The organism is Xanthomonas codiaei (assembly GCF_002939785.1).
Taxonomy (GTDB): Bacteria; Pseudomonadota; Gammaproteobacteria; order Xanthomonadales; family Xanthomonadaceae; genus Xanthomonas; species Xanthomonas codiaei.
This window is the reverse complement of record NZ_MDEC01000009.1, coordinates 1-18707: the sequence shown is the minus strand read 5'-3', so window position 1 is coordinate 18707 and position 18707 is coordinate 1. Positions and strand designations below refer to the sequence as shown.

Here is an 18707-nt window from a genome sequence, read left to right as displayed (position 1 = left end):
CCATCGCGCGGTCGCGGCAACGCCGGGAGCTCGCTCGGCGCGGCCGGCGCCGAGCTGCGCAGCAGATCGGCCCTGCGCGCGCCACAGCGGCGGCGTCGCGCACACGGCCGTGCCGGGCTGGCGCAGGCCGCTCATGCCGTCACCGACCCGGGGGCAGGCATCGGCACGAATCCAGGCAGCGCGCGCACGCGGTGCAGCCAGGCGCCGATCGCCGGCCAGCGTTCCAGGTCGAAGCCGCCGTCTTCGGCGCAATGGGTGTAGGCAAACAGCGCGATATCGGCAATGCCGTAGTCGCTACCGGTGAACCAGGCCTGCTGCTGCAGATGCCGCTCCATCACCGCCAATGCCTGCTCGCCGCGCACGCGCAGCTGCGGCAGCTCGGCGCGCCGCGCCGCATCGGGCGCGGTCCACAGGCTGATGAAACGCGCCACCGCCACGTACGGCTCATGGCTGTATTGCTCGAAGAACATCCAGCTCAGCGCCTGTGCGCGTTGCCAGGCGTCGGTGGGCAGGTACGGGGTGCCTTCGGCCAGCCAGAACAGGATCGCATTGGATTCGGTCAGCACGCGGCCGTCGTCGCGCTCCACCATCGGCACCTTGCCGTTGGGATTGATGGCCAGGAACTCAGGCGTGCGGGTCTGCCCGGCCACGCTGTCGACCTCGACCCAGTGATAGCGACTGCCCAGTTGCTCCAGCAGCAGGCGCACCTTGTAGCAGTTGCCGGAACTGGACATGCCATGGACGGTCAACGGGGGACGCACGGTCGACATCAAGCTGGCTCCGCGGCAGCGACGAGGGGGCTGGCAGTGTCACAGCCCCGTGCGCCTTTGCAAAGCCCTGCGCGCAGCGGCAGTGGCCGGCGGCCATCGCCACTGGGCCGCAGCGCGGGCGGCATGGATCTGGCGCCCGTCGCTACCCCATCGCGACGATCGCCACCGGCACGCCCAGCACCGCGCTCGCCACACCCAGCAGCGACAGCGTCAAGGCCCAGGCGCCGAAGGCGCGGGACCGCGCACAGCCGGTCGCGCCAGCGAGCGCCTGCACCGAGCACACCGACCACCACAGCCCGCCCAGCAACAGCAGCAGGATGCACATCGCCAATTGCGCCATGCCGGCCGGATCGCTCGCACCGGTCTGCAGCAGCGCCACCCGGCCCTGCAACGCCACCAGTGCGGCGAACACGCAGACCAGCCAGGGCAGCACGCTGCCTGCCATCGCCGGCAACAGGCGCTGCAGCTGCGCCGCACTGCCCATCCAGCGCAGCACGTACATCAGCAACACGCAGCCCAACGCCAGCAGCGCGGCCACCGCGATGGCGCCGGCGACCTGCAGCCACCACGGCAGCGCCTGCAACCACATCCATGCAGACACCAGCGTGGTCAGTGCGAACACCCCCCAGGCGCCGCGCCGCAGGCTGCCCTGCTGCGGCATGCGTTGCACCGTGCCGTGCGGGTCGAACAGCATCCCGCCCAGCCCACCGCGGCGCCACCAGGGCAGGCAGGCGAGCACCGCCACCAGCAGCGCCAGCAACGCGGCAAGCGGGAAGCCCAGCGCGCGCCAGTCGGTCGGCTGCCTGCTGCGCTGTGGTTCGAGGTCGTGATCGAAGTACACCAGTTCGCGCGCACGCTCCATGTCGGCCGCCGCACGCGCCACGCCATCGGCGGGAATGCGGTCGCTGAAGCGTTGCCATTCGCCGACGATGACGATGCGGCCATCGCGCTGCGAGATCGTGCGCGTGAAGCGGAACCAGGGGTTGGCAACGGTCTGGGTGTCCGCCTTCAGTTGCACCGGCGGGTCCACCTGCACGCGCACGGTCTGCCGCGCCAGCCGCGGACCGCCCAGCGCCAGCGGACTCTTGCGCGCCTCCTTGGGCAAGGAATCCATCCAATCGCTGAGCTGGAACAACGGAAACCCGAGCTCGTCGCCCTCCTCTGACGGCCACTGCAGGCGGTAGTGCTCGCGCGTGCGCACGTTCAACGGATCGGTCGCGTCGATGGTCGGTACGTCCACCTGGGTCAGCGCGGTGTAGTACTGCTGCATGAACTCCAGATAGTGCGCGCCGATCGTCTGCGCGCCGTCGCTCTCGAAGCTGGCGGCAACGCGTTCGCCGCGCCCCTGCCGATAGATGGTGTCCACGGTGAAGGTCGCCACCCGCTGCGGCGTTCGCAGCGAGATCACGATGTCCTGGTTCACCTCGACCTGCGGCAACGCCGGCATTGGCGAGGGCACCGCGACCAGCGCGTTCTGCCCGGCCAGTACCGGCAACCCACGCACGAACGGCAGCGGCCGGCGCTGCGCCAGCGGGCCGTCTTCGCGGTCGCGGGTGGCGTCCACCCACACCTCGCCCTGCGGCAGGTGCGCGCGCACCACCACATGATCGAACGCATACGGGCTGGGCAGGCGCTTGTCCAACGCACTGCCCTTGTCGCTGCTGACCAGCACCGGCTCGGCCCGGATGCCGGCCAGTTGCAGCAGCGCGATCAACAGCGTGGCCTTGTCCTTGCAGTCGCCGTAGCGGTTGCGCAAGGTCGCCTCCGGCGCATGCGGGGCGTGCGAATTCTCGCCCATGTCCAGGCCGACGTAACGGATCTCGCCCTGCACGAAGGCCACCGCGCGCAGCAGCGCGCCCTGCGGATCGTCGCGGCGCAACTGCAGGCTCTGCAGCATCCCGGCCGCCACCTGCCGGTCCTTGAAGGCATCCGGATACAACTGCACCGCCCAGTCCGCCACCGCGGCCCAATTGCCGGCGGTGGAGACTTCGATCAGGCCGTACTGGTCCACATCGTCGGGCGCGTCTTTTTCCTCGTGCACGGCAGCGAGCTTGCTCGCTGCGATGTTCAACTGCGTGACCCCATCGGCCTTGCTGACAGTGCGGCTGAAACCCGGCGCGCTGATCCGCCACTGCAAGGCCATATCGGCGGGATAGCGCAGCCGGACCCGGCGCTCGCCCAGCGGCACGCCGTAGCGCGCATCGAACACGTCGTAATAGCCCTTGCCGAACACCGGATTGCTGCCGGTGATGGTCACGCCATAGTCCACCCGGTCGCCGACGCGCAGATCCGGCAGGGTGATCGACAAGGTCAGCGCGCCGTCGATCAGGCCGTCTTCCAGCCCGCTTTCGCGGCGCAACCTGGCGTAATGCGCGCGGTTGCGCATGTCGATGCGTTTGCCATCGCGCCAGACCTCCAGGCTGTTGAGTTCCAGCGTCTGGTACTGCGGCTGGTAGTCGATGGAGATCTGTCCGGCCTCGTCCAGGCTCTTGGCGCGCAGCACGGTATAGCTCAGGCGCCGATAGGCGCGCGCGGCGCGGCCGGTCAGATCGACCTGGTCGGAAACCAGCTCATAGCGCAGCCCGCCTGCGCCGGGCACGCTGTCGGGCACGGCATCGGCCACCACCCAGGCCGGCGTCGGCGCCATGCTCGGCGCTTCGTTCGCCAACGCCGGTGCGATCGCCATGGCGGCCAGTACCCACATCGCCCACATCACCCGGGCCATGCCCGGCACGCGCGTCATCACATCCTTGCCGATCAATCCCTGCTCCCCGTCAAAACGCATTGAGTCCGGTCAGCGCACGCCCCACCACCAGCTGATGCACGGTTTCGGTGCCTTCATAGGTGATCACCGATTCCAGGTTCAGCGCATGCCGGATCGCCGCATGGTCGGTGGTGATGCCGGCCGCGCCCAGCAGGTCGCGGCACTCGCGCGCCACGTCCAGCGCCATGCGGCAATTATTCCATTTTGCCAGCGAAATCTGTTCCGGCCGCAGCGTACCTGCCTCTTTCAGGCGACCGAGCTGCAGCGCCAGCAGCTGCGCGGTGGAGATCCGCCGCGCCATCTCGGCCAGCCTGATCTGCGCGCTCTGCGTGGCGGCCAGCGGCCGCCCGAACAGGATGCGCTCGCCGGCATAGGCCAGGGCCTCGCGCAGGCAGGCCACCGCCGCGCCGATCGCGCCCCAGGCGATGCCGTAACGTGCCTGGCTCAGGCATCCCAGGGGCGCCTTGAGCCCGGCCGCGTTCGGCAGCCGCATCTGCTCGGGCACGAACACGTTGTCCAGGAACAGGGCAGAGGTGACCGAGGCGCGCAGACTCATCTTGTGCGCGATGTCCTGCGCGCTGAAGCCGGGGCTGTCGGTCTCCACCAGAAAGCCGCACACGCCATCGTCGGTCTGCGCCCAGATGATGGCCAGCGCGGCGATGCTGCCGTTGGTGATCCACATCTTGGCGCCGTTCAAGCGCCAGCCGTCGCCATCGCGCACCGCGCGCGTGGTCATCGCCGCCGGGTCCGAGCCGCCTTGCACCTCGCTCAGGCCGAAACAACCGATCGCCCGGCCGGCCGCCATCTCCGGCAGCCAGCGCTGCCGCTGCGCATCGCTGCCATAGGCGTGGATGGGATACATGCACAGCGACGACTGCACGCTGACGAAGCTGCGCACGCCGCTGTCGCCGCGCTCCAGCTCCTGGCAGATCAGTCCGTAGGACACCGCGCCCAGGCCGGCACCGCCGTCGCTGACCGGCAGGCTGGCACCGAGCAACCCCAGTCCGGCCAGTTCCGGCACCCATTCGCGCGGGAAGCGCCCCGCATCGAAGGCAGCGCCGATCACCGGCAGCACGCGCTCGTCGGTAAAGCGCGCCACCGCCTCCTGCACCGCCCGCTCTTCGTCGGTCAGCAGTGCACGCACATCGAACAGATCGTCAGGACGCAGCGGCATCGTCGTTTCCAGCCAGGAGACAGGGACCAATTATCTGCCAGTTGCCGGATCGATATCGCCGTGTCGACACGCCGGCCGCGCACAAAAAAAGAGCCGGCAATGCCGGCTCTTTCTCACCCACCGCGCCGCTGTCGATTACTGACGGCTGCTCACCGCGTCCTGACGGATGCCGGAGTCGCCCACGGCCGACGCAGTCTGGGTCACCAGCTGGCCATCGACCACCGGCAGGCGATCGCTGGCCGGCTTGTCGTTCATGCGCACGGTCTTTTCGAACCCGTCGTAACGGTAGGTCACGTCGTAGGCCACCACATTGTCGGCGTCGCCCAACGAGATGCGCTCGCCCGGCTTGCTGTCCATCCGCATGGTGCCGGTGGTGCCGTCGGCATTGCGATAGGTCACGTCGTAACCGACCACGCGCGAAGACGAGGAATTGGCGTTTTCGGTATGGCACTGGCGCTCGGTGCGATCCACCACGCGGCCGCCGACATGGTTGCGATCGACGCGGTTACCGATGAAGCCGCCGCCCACCGCACCGGCGGCGGTCGCCAGCTTGCGGCCGTTGCCGCCACCGACCTGGTTGCCGATCAGGCCACCGATGACGGCGCCGGCCACGGTGCCGCCGACATTGCCATCGCGCTCGGGCAGGCGCTCCTGTACCACCACGTCGCGGCACACCTCACGCGGCGACGAACTGGTGGTGGTTTCGCGGATCGCATTGGTATTGATGACCTGCGCGTACTGCGGCTCGCGCTGGGTGATCGGCGCCACCCGGACCACGTCGGCGTATTCCAGACCGCGCGGGGCCGGCTGGCCGTTGGCAACGAAGTCGCCGGACGACGGACGGTTGTTCATGAAGGCAGCCGTGGCCACGCCTCCAACCAGCAAGGCACCAGCAGCGACCAGTATAGTTGTCGTATTGCTCTTCATTACCAGCTCCCTGCGGACACACCGCGTTGTTGACGGCGTGATTCCAGCATGGGAACCCTGAACGAAAACGCCCTCGCTCATGAATGGCGCGGTTAAGTTCAGCTAGCGGTTACTTCATGCACTTCTAACAGTGGGAGCCAATGCATGCGAAATCCTCTGACCACGCGCGCGCTGGAATGGGCCGGCAAGCTGCGCTACCCCACGCTGTTCAAACTGGTGGTCGTGCTGTTTGCGGTGGACCTGTTGTTACCCGACCCGCTTCCCTTCCTGGACGAGTTGCTGTTCGGCCTGACCACGCTGCTGCTGGCAAACTGGAAGACCCGCAAGGCGCCACTGCCGGCACCGGCGCGCCGCCTGTGATGGAGTTGATCGACAGCCATTGCCATCTGGATGCCGGCGAATTCGACCATGATCGCGCTGCGGTCATCGCCCGTGCACGCGCTGCCGGCGTGGTGCAGCAGGTGATACCGGCCATCACCGCGGCCAGCTGGCCGGGCCTGCGCCAGGTGTGCAGCCAGGCGCCCGGGCTGTATCCGGCCTACGGGTTGCACCCGATCTTTCTGGACCAGCATCGCCCCGAACACCTGGAAGCGCTGGCGGACTGGATCGAGCGCGAGCGCCCCTGTGCCATTGGCGAATGCGGGCTGGATTTCTACCTGGACGGGCTGGATGCGCAGGCGCAGCGCAACTGCTTCGATGGCCAGTTGCGTCTGGCAAAACGCTTCGACCTGCCACTGATCGTGCACGCGCGCCGCGCCACCGAAGAGGTCATCGCCCGCATCAAGGCCATCGGCGGCCTGCGCGGCGTGGTGCACAGCTTTGCCGGCAGCCCCGAACAGGCCCGGCAGCTATGGACACTGGATTTCATGATCGGCCTCGGCGGGCCGGTGACCTACCCGCGCGCCAATCGCCTGCGCGGGCTGGCCGCGACAATGCCGCTGCAGCACCTGTTGCTGGAAACCGACGCGCCCGATCAGCCCGACGCCAGCATCCTTGGCCAGCGTAACGAGCCGGCCCAGCTGCGCACGGTGCTGGACTGCATCGCCCAGCTGCGCGGAGAAGATGCCGCGGTGATCGCGGCTCAGACCACCGCCAACGCACGCCGCTTGTTCGGCTTGCCGCCCAGCTGATGGCCCCGCACGCTGCGCAGGGCGGCATGCCTGCTGCGATTACGAGGCCGCGGCGATCGCCGCCGCCGGCGTGGCGGCACCGGCCTTGGGCTTGAGCAGCATCTCCAGCGCCTTGCCTACCGCCACGAACGCGAAGGTGCCGGTGATATGGGTGGCGGCACCCAGCCCGGCGCCGCAGTCCAGCTTGAGCGTGGCATCGGCATCGAGCTGCGGACGGATCCCGCACACGCTGCCGTCGGCCTGCGGATACTTGACGTTCTCCAGCGAATACACCGCCGGCACACCGAAATAACGCTGTGGATTCTTGGGGAAGTTGAACTCGCTGCGCAGCTTCTTGCGGATCAGCGCCAGCATCGCATCGTGCTCGGTACGCGAGACATCGCGCACCCGCACCAGGGTGGGATCGGTGCGCCCGCCGGCGGCACCCACGGTCAGCAGCGGCAGCTTGCGCCGGCGGCACCAGGCGATGGTTTCCACCTTGACCCGGAAGCTGTCGCAGGCATCGATCACCAGATCGAAGCCATCGCCCAGCAGTGTGTCGATGTTGCCGGCGGTGAGAAAGGACTCCACCGCATCGGCGTCGATTTCGGGATTGATCGCCAGGCAGCGCTCGGCCATCGCGCGCGCCTTGTTGCGCCCGTAGTGCCCGGCCAGCGCCGGCAACTGCCGATTGGTGTTGGACACACACAGGTCATCCGCATCGATCAGGCGCAGATGACCCAGGCCGGTGCGCGCCAGCGCCTCCACCACCCACGAGCCCACCCCGCCCATGCCGACCACCGCCACGCGGCAGGCGGCCAGGCGCTCCACCGTGCCGACTCCATACAGCCGGTCGATACCGGCAAAGCGTTCACGCCATTGTGCTTTCATCGCCCTATTTTACGCGCGCCATCCGCGGCGCGTCCGCCCAACCGCACGCCGCGCCGCCGGAGCATTCGTCATGACCGACTCCCCTGCCCATCAACCGCATCAATCACGCGCGGCGCGCTATGCCTTCATGCTGGTGCTGGGCGTGCTGATCGGGCTGGTGACTACGGTGATGGTGGCGCGCGTGCTGCAGGCCCGACGCGACCCGGTCCCCGACAGCCTGATGCAGGTCATGGCCTACCAGTTGCGCGTGCTGCAGCCGCCCGGCTCGACCTGCGCACCGGAGCAGCAACAGGCGCGCCTGCGCTCGCTGCGCCTGCTCGCCGACGAACTGGAGCCCGCATTTGCGAACCTCGGCGAGGATCGCCGCTTTGGCGAACATGTCGACATGCTGCGCGCCGCGCTGGACCGCGCGCAGCGCGCGCCAGCTACCGATTGCGCGGCGGTTGCGCGCCTGATAGCGCCGATTTCCGATGCTTGCGACGCCTGCCACCGTGACTTTCGATGAACGGGACGATCGGGTTTCGTTAAGCCAGCAGTGATCCAGTTGGCAAACCGTTCACCTGTACCGTCAGAGGATGACGTCGCCGCGGCCCCGACCGCCTTCAGAACCTCCGGAGACACCTCATGAAGACCCGACTGCTCGTTATCGGCCTGGCTGCAACCGCCACCCTGGTCGGCTGCGCCACGTCCCAGCCCCAGTACGGCAGCTATCGCGGCGACCGTGGTTATGACCAGGGGTATTCGCAGCAGGCACCGCGTTGCGTGGACTGCGGCATAGTCACCCGCATCGATGAAGTCGGCCCCACCCGCACCGCGCCGACCGGCACCGGCGCAGTGCTGGGCGGCATCGTCGGCGCAGTGGCCGGCCGCCAGATCTCCAAGGAAACCGGCGGCAGCAAGGGCAACAAGAATGTCTCGGCCGTCGCTGGCGCCGCTGCCGGTGCACTGGCCGGCAACGCCATCCAGAACAACGTCACCAGCAGCAGCTTCGATGTGCAGGTGCGCATGGACGACGGCCGGGTGATCGTGGTGAACCAGCGCGACCTGGCCGGCGTGCGCGAGAACGCATACGTGCGCGTGGTCAACGGACGGGTGGTATTGCGCTGATCAGCGCACCACGCCTGTGGCAGACAGCAGAAAGGCCCGGTGACGGGCCTTTCTGCTGTCTGCGCGTTGTCCCGATGCCGCGGCCGATCAGACCACCTGCACCGCATCGGCCTGCAGGCCCTTCTGACCCTGCACGACGGTAAAGCTGACCTTCTGGCCTTCCTTGAGGCTCTTGAAGCCCTGGATCTGGATCGCGCGGAAATGGACGAAGACGTCTTCGCCGTTTTCGCGACTGATGAATCCAAAGCCCTTGGCATCGTTGAACCACTTCACGACACCATTCTCGCGTTCGATGTTGGACATCTCGACTGACTCCCTACGACACTGTGATGGACTGGCGGTGGTGGCTGTGATTGCAAGGAGGAAGCGAGGTACAAGGATGTAGCGGATCGGACGATCTACCGCATCAGGCCACGATTCACGGTGACCTTTGCAAACAGCAGCGGCTGCAACTTAACCCGCACAAAATGAATTTTCAAGCATCCCTTGCGTATTTCCGTCAAGCCTGAAATAGGACATTTTCAAACCATCATGGACACGACTGCCGTCTACTACGTTTTGGCCGGGGCGCTGGTGTTGATCGGCCTGGCCGGGGTCATCCTGCCCGCCCTGCCGGGCCTGCCACTGGTGTTTGCCGGGCTGTTGCTCGGCGCCTGGGCCGACGGCTTCGCCCACGTGGGATGGATCGCCCTGGTGATCCTGGGCTTGATCACCGCGCTGTCGTTCCTGATCGACTTTCTGGCCACCGTCTATGGCGCCAGGCGCGTCGGTGCCAGCAAGATGGCGTTGTGGGGATCGGTGGTCGGCGCCATCGCCGGCATCTTCTTCATGCCGATCGGCCTGTTCGTCGGCCCGTTCGCCGGCGCCTGGATCGGCGAGTACTACCAGACCCGCAAGACCGATCAGGCCACCAAGGTGGGCATCGGCACCTGGCTGGGCATCGTGCTCGGCACGGCGACCAAGCTGGCCTTGGGCCTGTGCATGCTGGGCGTGTTCGCGATCGCCTGGTTCTTCTGAATCCTGGCTCTTCTTGGAGCGGCAACAAAACGTAGCGAGCGCTCGTCAGGCGGGTGCGGACGGCGCGGAGGAACCGCAGTGCACGCGTGGCACATGCGCACCGAGCACCGACCGCGCCCGCCTGGCGGCCGCGCAATAGGTTTGCTAACTGCTCTTGATCGGAAGATCGCACAACGCGCATCGGCACAGGCGCGCCACGTACGCCGCGGCGTGGGCACTGCGGTGCGAGAGAATGGGTGGCCGCGCGTTCGCTGCCGCATGTTATGCGCTTGTGTACACATCGCGTATGCAGTCGCGACCGTTAAGCTGCGCCTCTTCGCGCCGGCCTGGCGCCCTTACTTCGGCCAGACCGCCATGTCCACGCACCACACCCGCCCCTTGATCTTGATTGCCCTGGCCGCAGCTCCACTGGCACACGCGCAGGAAATCGCACCGCAACCCGCCTCGCCGCAGGCCTGCACCTCGGTGACCTCGGATGCGGCGCGCCTGGCCTGTTATGACCAGGCGCTGGGCTATACCCCGCAGGCCGTCCAGCAGGCAGACGCGGCAGCGCAACTGGCCAAGCAGGCCGCCGCCAAGCCCGACGACGCCCGCACGCTCAGCCGCGTGGGCGACTTCTTCCGCGCCGATGGCCAGGACCCGTCGAAGGAAGAAGCCGTGGCCAATGCCGGGCGCGGCTCGTTGCTGGACCGCCGCTGGGAACTGGCTAAGGATTCCAAGCTGGGCACCTTCCAACTGCGCGGCTACAAGCCGGTGTACCTGCTGCCGGCGTTCTGGACCAGCGACACCAACCGCACCCCGCAGTCGCCGAACCCGGCCAACTCGGTGTCCACGCCGCAGCAGCTGGACAGTGCGGAACTGAAGTTCCAGCTCAGCTTCAAGACCAAGGTGGCCGAGGACCTGGTCGGCGACAACGGCGACATCTGGATGGGCTACACCCAGAGCTCGCGCTGGCAGGCCTACAACTCCGAGGCCTCGCGTCCCTTCCGCGAGACCAACTACGAACCCGAAGCGATGCTGGTGTTCCGCAACAACTACAGCATCTTCGGCTGGAAGGGCCGCATGAGCGGCATCAGCCTCAACCACATGTCCAACGGCCGCGCCGACCCGCTGTCGCGCTCCTGGAACCGGGTGATCCTCAACATCGGGCTGGATCGCGAGAACTGGGCACTGACCCTGCGCCCGTGGTTCCGCATCAAGGAAGACCGCGCCGACGACAACAATCCGGACATCGAGGATTACATGGGCCGTGGCGATGCGACCCTGGTCTATAACAAGAACGGCCACGAAGTGGCGCTGATCGCGCGCCACTCGCTGCGCGGTGGCGACCGCTCGCACGGCTCGCTGCAGGTGGACTACGGGTTCCCCATCACCAACCTGCTGCGCGGCCACGTGCAGGTTTTCGATGGCTATGGCGAAAGCCTGATCGACTACAACCACAAGGCCACCTACATCGGCCTGGGCGTGTCCCTGCTGGAATGGTTCTGAGCACGATCGCCCGGACCTGAGCCGACGCGGGCTGGCGGCTGCCCGGGTGCCATGGCGCTCCCGGGCCAGCGCGGTCGGTGGACATGGCCGCGCCGCGCAGGGCGATCGCCTTGCGCGGCGTTGCGGCCGGAGCGACGATCAGACGTCGAAGAAATCGACCTTGCCGTCCTTCAAGGTGTAATAGGCGCCGACCACCTTGCATGCACCGGTGCGCAGGGGTTCGAGCAGCGCCGGCTCGGAGGCGCCGCGCAGGCGATCGACGGTGCGCTTGACGTTGGCCTTGACCGAGGCAGCCAGCAGGTCGTCGCCTCCCTTGGTCTTGGCGGTCAGCACGGCCGGGACGATGGGTTCGATCATGGCGCCGATCGCGCCCGGGAAAAACGCGTTCTGCTCCACCACCGAGACCGCCGCCGCCACTGCGCCGCAGCTCTCGTGGCCCATCACTACCACCAACGGCACGCCGAGCTGGCTCACCGCATATTCGATCGAACCCAGCGCCGTGGTGTCCACGGTATTGCCGGCGTTGCGAACGATGAACATCTCGCCCAGCCCGCGGCCGAACAGCAGCTCCGGCGGCACGCGCGAATCCGAGCACGACACCAGGATCACGAACGGGGTCTGGCCCAGCGCCAGCTCCAGCCGGCGGCGGCTGTCGGAAATCACCTTCTTGGGGCGGTTTTCGACGAAGGCGGCATTGCCGTCGCGCAGGACCTGCAGCGCCTGGTCGGCATTCAGATCGGTCTTCTTCGACGGTGCGGCACGCACCGCAAACGGGAGCGACGCGGTGGCCGCGGCAATCGGCGCGCAACAGGCGCACTGCAGCAGCTTTCGACGGGATACGGAGTGCGACATGGACGAGCCCCTGCTCTCTGGTTGGTGCGGCGATCGTACTATGTGACAACGAGCCCAAAACGATTCATTGAGAGGTTCTGCGCACAGAACTTCGCAGCCACGAGCCGTCCATTCAGGTCCAGTCGATCAAGCCCTCGCGGCGATAGGTTTCCTGAAATGCCGGGCGCGCTTTCATACGCTGCGCATGTGCCTGCAACGCAGGCCAGGTGTCGGTCGGCCGTGGCATGTTGCGCGACCAGCGCATCAGCATGGTCAGCATGAAGTCGGCCGCCGACAGCTGCTGGCCCAGCAGGTACGGGCCATGCGCCTGCAGATGCGCATCCACCTGGGCCCAGGCTGCTTCCAGCCTGGCGCGCGCCTGCGCCTGCGCAGCATCGGCGTGCGCGGCACCTGCCGGTTCGTCGGGGTAGAACCAGGCGCGATACGCCGGCTGCAAGGTATTGGCGCAGAAGAACATCCACTTGTAATAGGCGGCACGCTCGGGCGAAGCGACAGGCGGGGCCAGCCCGGCCTGCGGGTACAGGTCGGCCAGGTGCAACACGATCGCCGCCGCTTCGGTCAGCACCTGCCCGTCCAGCACCAGGGTTGGCACCACCCCGGCCGGGTTCAGCGCCAGATACTCGGGCGATTTCTGCTCGCGTCGGTCGAAGTCCAACGGATGCAGCACGTGGGGCACGTCGAGTTCGATCAACAGCCAGTGCACGACCAGGGCCGCGGTGCTGGGGGTGTGGTACAGCGTGGCGACCATGCGTGCTCCGGGGTCAGTTGGTACAGGCGCGCAGGCAGGCAAGCTTGCGCGGTTCGCAGCGGGTGTTCTCGCTCTGTTGGGTGCAATCGAAGACCTGCGCCAGGCAGTTGGCCCGCTGCGCCGGGTTCTGCACCTCGTCGCAGCGCTGCCCACGCGGTGCCGCCCGGCTGCTGCAACTGGCCTCGCTGGGCCTGGCGCGGCGGCATTGCCTGGCGCTGTCATTGCATTGCGCGATGCAGCGGTCCGCGACGGCCGGCCCGTTGAACCGCGTGGCGGCATCGCCCTGCTTGGGCGGCTTGCGCTCCTGGAACGGCACCGGATCCGCGGGCGGCGGCGCGTAGTCACTGGATGGAAACAACACCGTCGGCGCCTTTTGCTGCTGCGCCAACGCACCCAAACTCAGGCACGACAGCAGCACGATGCAGATGCGGCGGAGCATTCCCTTTCTCCCTGGGGACCAGCTGGTGCGCCGAGCATAGCCGCTTCCTGCACGGCGGTGGCACGCGTCGGCGAGCCAGCTCGCTCGGCCAGCTCGCCAGCATCGCGCAGGAGCATAGCTGCGCGCGACGGGGCGATACAGGCAACCCCGCATCGCGCCCGGGTACCTGCACTGTCGGTGTGTCGCAGGGCGCTTCATCTCGACGAAGCGACACTGCAGAGATGCATCGACTGCCCGCCGATTCCCGGCACGCGAAGGCCTGTCGTTTATTGCAACCAGGTGGGTCGGGGTGGCTGCGGGAAACGGTGTGACCCGGCATGGCCTCGCCCACCAGATCAGACTCGTCAGTGGCAACGCGCGCAGCCTGGCAGTCGATCGGTGAGAGGTATCCAATGCAGATCACGCGCATTGGACGCAGGCCATGCCGCTGATGGAAGCCGGCCACGCCTGCCTGACGGCAACCCAGCCGGTCCGATCGCAGCGCTTATTCCACCAGCACCGGAATCTTGCCGATACGCGACTGCCACTGCCGCGGGCCGGTCTTGTGCACCGACTCGCCGGTGGAATCCACCGCCACGGTCACCGGCATGTCCTTGACCTCGAATTCGTAGATCGCCTCCATACCGAGGTCCTCGAACGCCAGCACGCGCGCGGCCTTGATCGCCTTGGACACCAGGTAGGCCGAGCCACCGACCGCCATCAGGTACACGGCCTTGTTGTCGCGGATCGCATCGATCGCCGCATCGCCGCGCTCGGACTTGCCGACCATGCCCAGCAAGCCGGTCTGCTCCAGCATCTGGCGGGTGAACTTGTCCATGCGCGTGGCGGTCGTCGGGCCAGCCGGGCCCACCACTTCGTCGCGCACCGGGTCGACCGGGCCGACGTAGTAGATGAAGCGGTTGGTGAAATCCACCGGCAGGGTTTCGCCGCGGTTGAGCATGTCGATCATGCGCTTGTGCGCGGCGTCGCGGCCGGTCAGCAGCTTGCCGTTGAGCAGGATCACTTCGCCCGGCTTGAAGCTGGCGACTTCTTCGCGGGTGATGGTGTCCAGGTTCACCCGGCGCGCATTGGTCGGGTTGTAGGTGAGCTTGGGCCAGTCTTCCAGCGACGGCGGGTCCAGCATCACCGGGCCGCTGCCGTCCAGGGTGAAGTGGGCGTGGCGGGTGGCGGCGCAGTTGGGGATCAAGGCCACCGGCAGGTTGGCGGCGTGGGTGGGGTAATCCTTGACCTTGATGTCCAGCACCGTGGTCAGGCCGCCCAGGCCCTGCGCGCCGATGCCGAGCGCGTTGACTTTTTCGTACAGCTCCAGGCGCAGTTCTTCGGCGCGATTGGAGGCGCCGCGCGCCTGCAGGTCGACGATGTCGATCGGCTCCATCAGGGCTTCCTTGGCCAGCAGCATCGCCTTTTCGGCGGTGCCGCCGATGCCGATGCCGAGCATGCCCGGCGGGCACCAGCCGGCGCCCATGGTCGGCACGGTCTTGAGCACCCAATCGACGATGGAATCGGACGGGTTGAGCATGGCGAACTTGCTCTTGGCTTCCGAGCCGCCGCCCTTGGCCGCGACGATCACCTCGACATGCTCGCCAGGCACGATCTTGGTATTGACCACTGCGGGCGTATTGTCCTTGGTATTGGCACGCTTGCCGGCCGGATCGGCCAGCACGCTGGCGCGCAGCTTGTTGTCGGGGTGGTTGTAGGCGCGGCGCACGCCCTCGTTGACCATGTCTTCCACGCCCATCGTCGCGTCGTCCCAGCGCACGTTCATGCCGATTTCCAGGAACACGGTGACGATGCCGGTGTCCTGGCAGATCGGGCGGTGGCCTTCGGCGCACATGCGCGAGTTGATCAGGATCTGTGCGATGGCGTCCTTGGCGGCCGGCGATTCTTCGCGCTCGTAGGCAGCGGACAGGTTCTTGATGTAGTCGACCGGATGGTAGTAGCTGATGTACTGCAGCGCATCGGCGACGGACTGGATGAGGTCTTCCTGCTTGATCGAGGTCACGGCTGGCTCTACGGCTGGCGGGGGGCAATCCCGGCATTTTAGAACAAACCGCCGGCCGGGCCGACGCGGCCGCGGGAAGGCTGCGTTGCGGAAGGCGCCCCACGGCACGGCCCTGCGTCCATCGCCTTGCCAGGACGTGGGCCAACAGGCCTGAGCGGCGGCCTGCCCTCCCGACAGCGCCCAACACTCCCGGCGCACGCTGCGCCCGGCACACTATGCGCATGTCAGCTTCCCACTCCGGCGCCACTGCGCCTGCTCCCCGTACCGGCCCCACCCTGCGCGAACGCCTGGATGCGCTGCGCAATCTGCCCCCGTTCCTGCGCCAGATCTGGCAGACCAGCCGTTGGTTGAGCGCCAGCAGCATCGGCCTGCGCGTGCTGCGCGCCTTGATGCCGATCGCCACGCTCTACATCGGCAAGCTGATCATCGACGAGGCGGTCCACCTGGTGGGCCAGCCGCCGGCGTTCGAGTCGTTCGCCCAGGCGCTGGGCAGCGGCCGCCTGAACCGGCTGCTGGAATTGCTGGCGCTGGAACTGGCACTGGCGATCGGTTCGGACCTGCTCGGGCGCATGGTCGGCTATGCCGATGCGCTGCTGTCGGAGTTGTTCAACAACGCCGCCAGCGTGCGCCTGATGGAACACGCCGCGCAGTTGGATCTGGAGGATTTCGAAGACCCGGACCGCCAGGACAAGCTGGACCGCGCGCGGCGCCAGACCATGAACCGCATGAACCTGATGAGCCAGCTGTTCGGCCAGGTGCAGGACGCCATCACCGTGATCAGCCTGGCGGTGGGCCTGGTGGTGTATGCGCCGTGGCTGATCGTGCTGCTGGCCATTGCCCTGATTCCGGCGTTCATCGGCGAGGCGCACTTCAATGCACTGGGCTATTCGCTCAACTTCCAGTGGACGCCGGAGCGACGCCAGCTCGACTACCTGCGCCAGGTGGGCGCCAGCGTGGAGACCGCCAAGGAAGTCAAGATCCTCAACCTGCACCGCTTCCTGATCGCGCGCTACCGCCGGCTGGCCGACAAGTTCTTCCACGCCAACCGCGCGCTCGCACGCAAGCGGGCGTTGTGGGGCGCGCTACTGGCGGCGCTGGGCACGCTGGGCTATTACGCCGCCTATGGCTACATTGCCTGGCGCACGGTGCGCGGCGATTTCAGCATCGGCGACCTGACCTTCCTGGCCGGCAGCTTCCTGCGCCTGCGCCAGTTGCTGGAAGGCTTGCTGATCGGCTTTTCGCAGGTGGCCGGGCAAGCCCTGTATCTGGACGATCTGTACTCGTTCTTCACTATCGTGCCGCAGATCCGCTCGCGCCCGGACGCATTGCCGGTGCCGCGCCCGATCCGCCAGGGCTTCGTGTTCCAGGACGTGGGCTTCCGCTACCCGGAGGCGGAGCAATGGACGGTGCGGCACCTGGACTTCGAACTGCGCGCCGGCGAAGTGCTGGCGCTGGTCGGCGAGAACGGCGCCGGCAAGACCACGTTGGTGAAGCTGCTGGCGCGGCTGTACGACCCGACCGAAGGCCGCATCCTGCTCGATGGCCGCGATCTGCGCGACTACGATCTGGACGATGTGCGCGCCAATCTGGGGGTGATCTTCCAGGACTTCGTGCGTTACCACCTGAGCGTGGGCGAGAACATCGGCGTGGGCCAGGTGGATGCGATGGACGACACCGGCCGCATCCAGGCCGCCGCGCAGCGCGCGATGGCCGGCGAACTGATCGCCGGGCTGCCGCAGGGCTTCGACCAATTGATCGGCCGCCGCTTCAAGAACAGCGTGGACCTGTCCGGTGGGCAGTGGCAGAAGATCGCCATCGCGCGCGCCTACATGCGCGACGCGCAGTTGATGATCCTGGACGAACCCACCGCCGCGCTGGACGCACGCAGCGAGTTCGAGGTGTTCCAGCGCTTCAAGGAGCTGTCGGACAACCGCACCGCGGTGCTGATCTCGCACCGTTTCTCCAGCGTGCGCATGGCCGACCGCATCCTGGTGCTGGTGGCGGGGCGCATCGAGGCCGCCGGCACCCATGAAGAGTTGATGGCCCAGGGCGGGCGCTATGCGGAGCTGTTCGAGCTGCAGGCGGCGGGGTATCGGTGAGATTGGGGATTCGGCATTCGGGATTGGGGATTGGGGATTCGTTGGAGCGGATTTCGGGGCTCGATGGCAGCGAAGGGTCGAATTGGCAAGCAGCCACGAATCCCCAATCCCGACTCCCGAATCCCGGCCGTCCAAATGAGAGTTCATCTCATTTGGACGGCTTGAGGTAGAATTGCCGGGTACTCCTCCCACGACACTCACCGGTATGTCTTCCGCTTTCGGCGCCGAAACGGTGCTTGAGGTCCGTCACTGGACCGATGCCTACTTCAGCTTCACCACTACCCGCGACCCCGGTTTTCGCTTCGAGAACGGCCAGTTCGTGATGATCGGCCTGGAAACCGAAACGCGCCCGTTGCTGCGTGCGTATTCGATCGCCAGTGCCAACTGGGAAGAACAGCTGGAGTTTTTCAGCATCAAGGTGCCCGATGGCCCGCTGACCTCGCGGCTGCAGCACATCCAGCCCGGCGACCAGGTGCTGGTCGGCAAGAAGCCCACCGGCACGTTGCTGATCAGCGACCTGCACCCGGGGCGCAACCTGTACCTGCTGGGCACCGGCACCGGGCTGGCGCCGTGGCTGTCGATCATCAAGGACCCGGAAACCTACGAGCGTTTCGACAAGGTGATCCTCACCCACGGCGTGCGCTTCGAACAGGATCTGGCCTATCGCGACTACTTCGAGCGCGAGTTGCCGCAGCACGAATTCCTGGGCGACATCCTGCGCGACAAATTGCTGTACTACCCCGCAGTGACCCGCGAAGCCTTCGCCAACCAGGGCCGCCTGACCGAGCTGATGGCCGATGGCCGCATGCAGCAGACGCTGGGCCTGCCCACACTGGATCCGGCCAACGACCGCTTCATGATCTGCGGCAGCCCGCAGATGCTGGCCGACCTGCGCACCCTGCTGGACAGCCGCGGTTTCCAGACCTCGCCGCGCATCGGCACGCCGGGGCACTACGTCTTCGAGCGTGCGTTCGTCGAGAAGTGAGAGTGCTCTTGCGACACCTCGGCATCGCAGCCTCGTAGGAACGCACCCGGGCGCGATGAAGCTTTCCCGGTACGCCCTCGCGCCCGGGTGCGCTCCTGCGCGGAGCTGCGCGCTGGTCTGCCACCACTGCCACATCTCACGCGCACAGGCTCGGCATGGGCGCGCCACCTGCAGCACATCGGCACACCGCTGAGCAACCCGTGCCGTAGGAGCGCACCCGGGCGCGACGAGGCTTTCCCGGTAAGGCTTCGTCGCGCCCGGGTGCGCTCCTTGTATCTGGACATGGTCGCCTAACAGCGTTATGTCTTCCGACTGATCATCGGAGCAGATGCAAG

The 18707-nt window shown here is 67.1% G+C and carries 18 protein-coding genes and 1 other RNA gene; 8 read left to right on the top strand and 11 right to left on the bottom strand.

Going from position 1 to position 18707, the window contains the following annotated elements:
* Window positions 1–131 precede the first annotated feature (131 nt).
* The 4 genes from XcodCFBP4690_RS08375 to XcodCFBP4690_RS08360 all read right to left on the bottom strand — a co-directional run bounded on the left by XcodCFBP4690_RS08375 (window position 132) and on the right by XcodCFBP4690_RS08360 (window position 5635).
* Complete coding sequence (locus XcodCFBP4690_RS08375) at window positions 132–770, bottom strand: glutathione S-transferase family protein (protein WP_167394529.1); 639 nt, start codon at window positions 768–770, stop codon at window positions 132–134.
* Window positions 771–912: 142 nt separating this feature from the next.
* Complete coding sequence (locus XcodCFBP4690_RS08370; protein WP_104540634.1) at window positions 913–3456, bottom strand: DUF3857 domain-containing transglutaminase family protein; 2544 nt, start codon at window positions 3454–3456, stop codon at window positions 913–915.
* 88 nt (window positions 3457–3544) lie between these two features.
* On the bottom strand, window positions 3545–4720 hold the full coding sequence (locus tag XcodCFBP4690_RS08365; protein WP_208622713.1) for an acyl-CoA dehydrogenase family protein: 1176 nt from the start codon (window positions 4718–4720) through the stop codon (window positions 3545–3547).
* A gap of 123 nt (window positions 4721–4843) precedes the next feature.
* Window positions 4844–5635 (bottom strand): glycine zipper 2TM domain-containing protein, encoded by a 792-nt coding sequence (locus XcodCFBP4690_RS08360; protein ID WP_104540513.1) that lies wholly within the window; start codon window positions 5633–5635, stop codon window positions 4844–4846.
* Window positions 5636–5779: 144 nt separating this feature from the next.
* Here XcodCFBP4690_RS08360 and XcodCFBP4690_RS08355 point away from each other — a divergent pair, with 144 nt between their 5' ends.
* Both XcodCFBP4690_RS08355 and XcodCFBP4690_RS08350 read left to right on the top strand, forming a co-directional pair.
* Window positions 5780–5995 (top strand): DUF6116 family protein, encoded by a 216-nt coding sequence (locus tag XcodCFBP4690_RS08355; RefSeq protein WP_104540512.1) that lies wholly within the window; start codon window positions 5780–5782, stop codon window positions 5993–5995.
* Window positions 5995–6765, top strand: coding sequence for a TatD family hydrolase (locus XcodCFBP4690_RS08350; protein ID WP_104540511.1), 771 nt, complete (start codon window positions 5995–5997; stop codon window positions 6763–6765). The genes XcodCFBP4690_RS08355 and XcodCFBP4690_RS08350 overlap by 1 nt, the downstream gene beginning before the upstream one ends.
* Before the next feature lie 39 nt (window positions 6766–6804).
* On the opposite strand, the gene XcodCFBP4690_RS08345 is transcribed toward XcodCFBP4690_RS08350, so the two are convergent.
* Window positions 6805–7635 carry a tRNA threonylcarbamoyladenosine dehydratase gene (locus XcodCFBP4690_RS08345; RefSeq protein WP_104540510.1) on the bottom strand — a complete coding sequence of 277 codons (831 nt, stop codon included), beginning with the start codon at window positions 7633–7635 and terminating at the stop codon, window positions 6805–6807.
* Between the two features lie 70 nt (window positions 7636–7705).
* Between XcodCFBP4690_RS08345 and XcodCFBP4690_RS08340 the strand changes: the two genes are divergently transcribed.
* Window positions 7706–8140 carry a cytochrome c gene (locus tag XcodCFBP4690_RS08340; protein ID WP_104540509.1) on the top strand — a complete coding sequence of 145 codons (435 nt, stop codon included), beginning with the start codon at window positions 7706–7708 and terminating at the stop codon, window positions 8138–8140.
* Window positions 8141–8259: 119 nt separating this feature from the next.
* The gene (locus tag XcodCFBP4690_RS08335; RefSeq protein ID WP_104540508.1) at window positions 8260–8742 is read left to right on the top strand and encodes a glycine zipper 2TM domain-containing protein; all 483 of its coding nucleotides are present in this window, start codon (window positions 8260–8262) and stop codon (window positions 8740–8742) included.
* Between the two features lie 87 nt (window positions 8743–8829).
* Here XcodCFBP4690_RS08335 and XcodCFBP4690_RS08330 read toward each other — a convergent pair whose 3' ends face one another.
* Window positions 8830–9045: a cold-shock protein gene (locus XcodCFBP4690_RS08330; RefSeq protein ID WP_003483561.1), complete on the bottom strand. Its 216-nt coding sequence runs from the start codon at window positions 9043–9045 to the stop codon at window positions 8830–8832.
* Window positions 9046–9273: 228 nt separating this feature from the next.
* Between XcodCFBP4690_RS08330 and XcodCFBP4690_RS08325 the strand changes: the two genes are divergently transcribed.
* On the top strand, window positions 9274–9759 hold the full coding sequence (locus XcodCFBP4690_RS08325; RefSeq protein ID WP_104540507.1) for a DUF456 domain-containing protein: 486 nt from the start codon (window positions 9274–9276) through the stop codon (window positions 9757–9759).
* A 20-nt stretch (window positions 9760–9779) separates the two neighbouring features.
* Here XcodCFBP4690_RS08325 and XcodCFBP4690_RS08320 read toward each other — a convergent pair.
* Window positions 9780–9854, bottom strand: a non-coding RNA gene (locus XcodCFBP4690_RS08320) — sX9 sRNA.
* 259 nt (window positions 9855–10113) lie between these two features.
* On the opposite strand from XcodCFBP4690_RS08320, the gene XcodCFBP4690_RS08315 reads away from it, so the two are divergent.
* On the top strand, window positions 10114–11247 hold the full coding sequence (locus XcodCFBP4690_RS08315) for a phospholipase A (protein WP_104540506.1): 1134 nt from the start codon (window positions 10114–10116) through the stop codon (window positions 11245–11247).
* Between the two features lie 138 nt (window positions 11248–11385).
* Here the strand turns inward: XcodCFBP4690_RS08315 and XcodCFBP4690_RS08310 are convergent, their stop codons facing one another.
* The 4 genes from XcodCFBP4690_RS08310 to XcodCFBP4690_RS08295 form a co-directional block, all read right to left on the bottom strand.
* Entirely contained in the window at window positions 11386–12099 is a 714-nt protein-coding gene (locus XcodCFBP4690_RS08310; RefSeq protein WP_228964916.1) for a carbonic anhydrase, read from the bottom strand.
* A gap of 112 nt (window positions 12100–12211) precedes the next feature.
* Window positions 12212–12847, bottom strand: coding sequence for a glutathione S-transferase family protein (locus tag XcodCFBP4690_RS08305; protein WP_104540505.1), 636 nt, complete (start codon window positions 12845–12847; stop codon window positions 12212–12214).
* A gap of 13 nt (window positions 12848–12860) precedes the next feature.
* Window positions 12861–13286, bottom strand: coding sequence for a hypothetical protein (locus XcodCFBP4690_RS08300; protein WP_167394528.1), 426 nt, complete (start codon window positions 13284–13286; stop codon window positions 12861–12863).
* Window positions 13287–13770: 484 nt separating this feature from the next.
* The gene (locus XcodCFBP4690_RS08295) at window positions 13771–15288 is read right to left on the bottom strand and encodes a fumarate hydratase (protein WP_104540504.1); all 1518 of its coding nucleotides are present in this window, start codon (window positions 15286–15288) and stop codon (window positions 13771–13773) included.
* Window positions 15289–15509: 221 nt separating this feature from the next.
* Here XcodCFBP4690_RS08295 and XcodCFBP4690_RS08290 point away from each other — a divergent pair, with 221 nt between their 5' ends.
* Together XcodCFBP4690_RS08290 and XcodCFBP4690_RS08285 are read left to right on the top strand one after the other, a co-directional pair.
* A complete protein-coding gene (locus tag XcodCFBP4690_RS08290; protein WP_104540631.1) occupies window positions 15510–17387 on the top strand; it encodes an ABC transporter ATP-binding protein in 1878 nt (625 codons plus the stop codon).
* 205 nt (window positions 17388–17592) lie between these two features.
* Window positions 17593–18372 carry a ferredoxin--NADP reductase gene (locus XcodCFBP4690_RS08285; RefSeq protein WP_104540503.1) on the top strand — a complete coding sequence of 260 codons (780 nt, stop codon included), beginning with the start codon at window positions 17593–17595 and terminating at the stop codon, window positions 18370–18372.
* The last annotated feature ends 335 nt before the right edge of the window (window positions 18373–18707 follow it).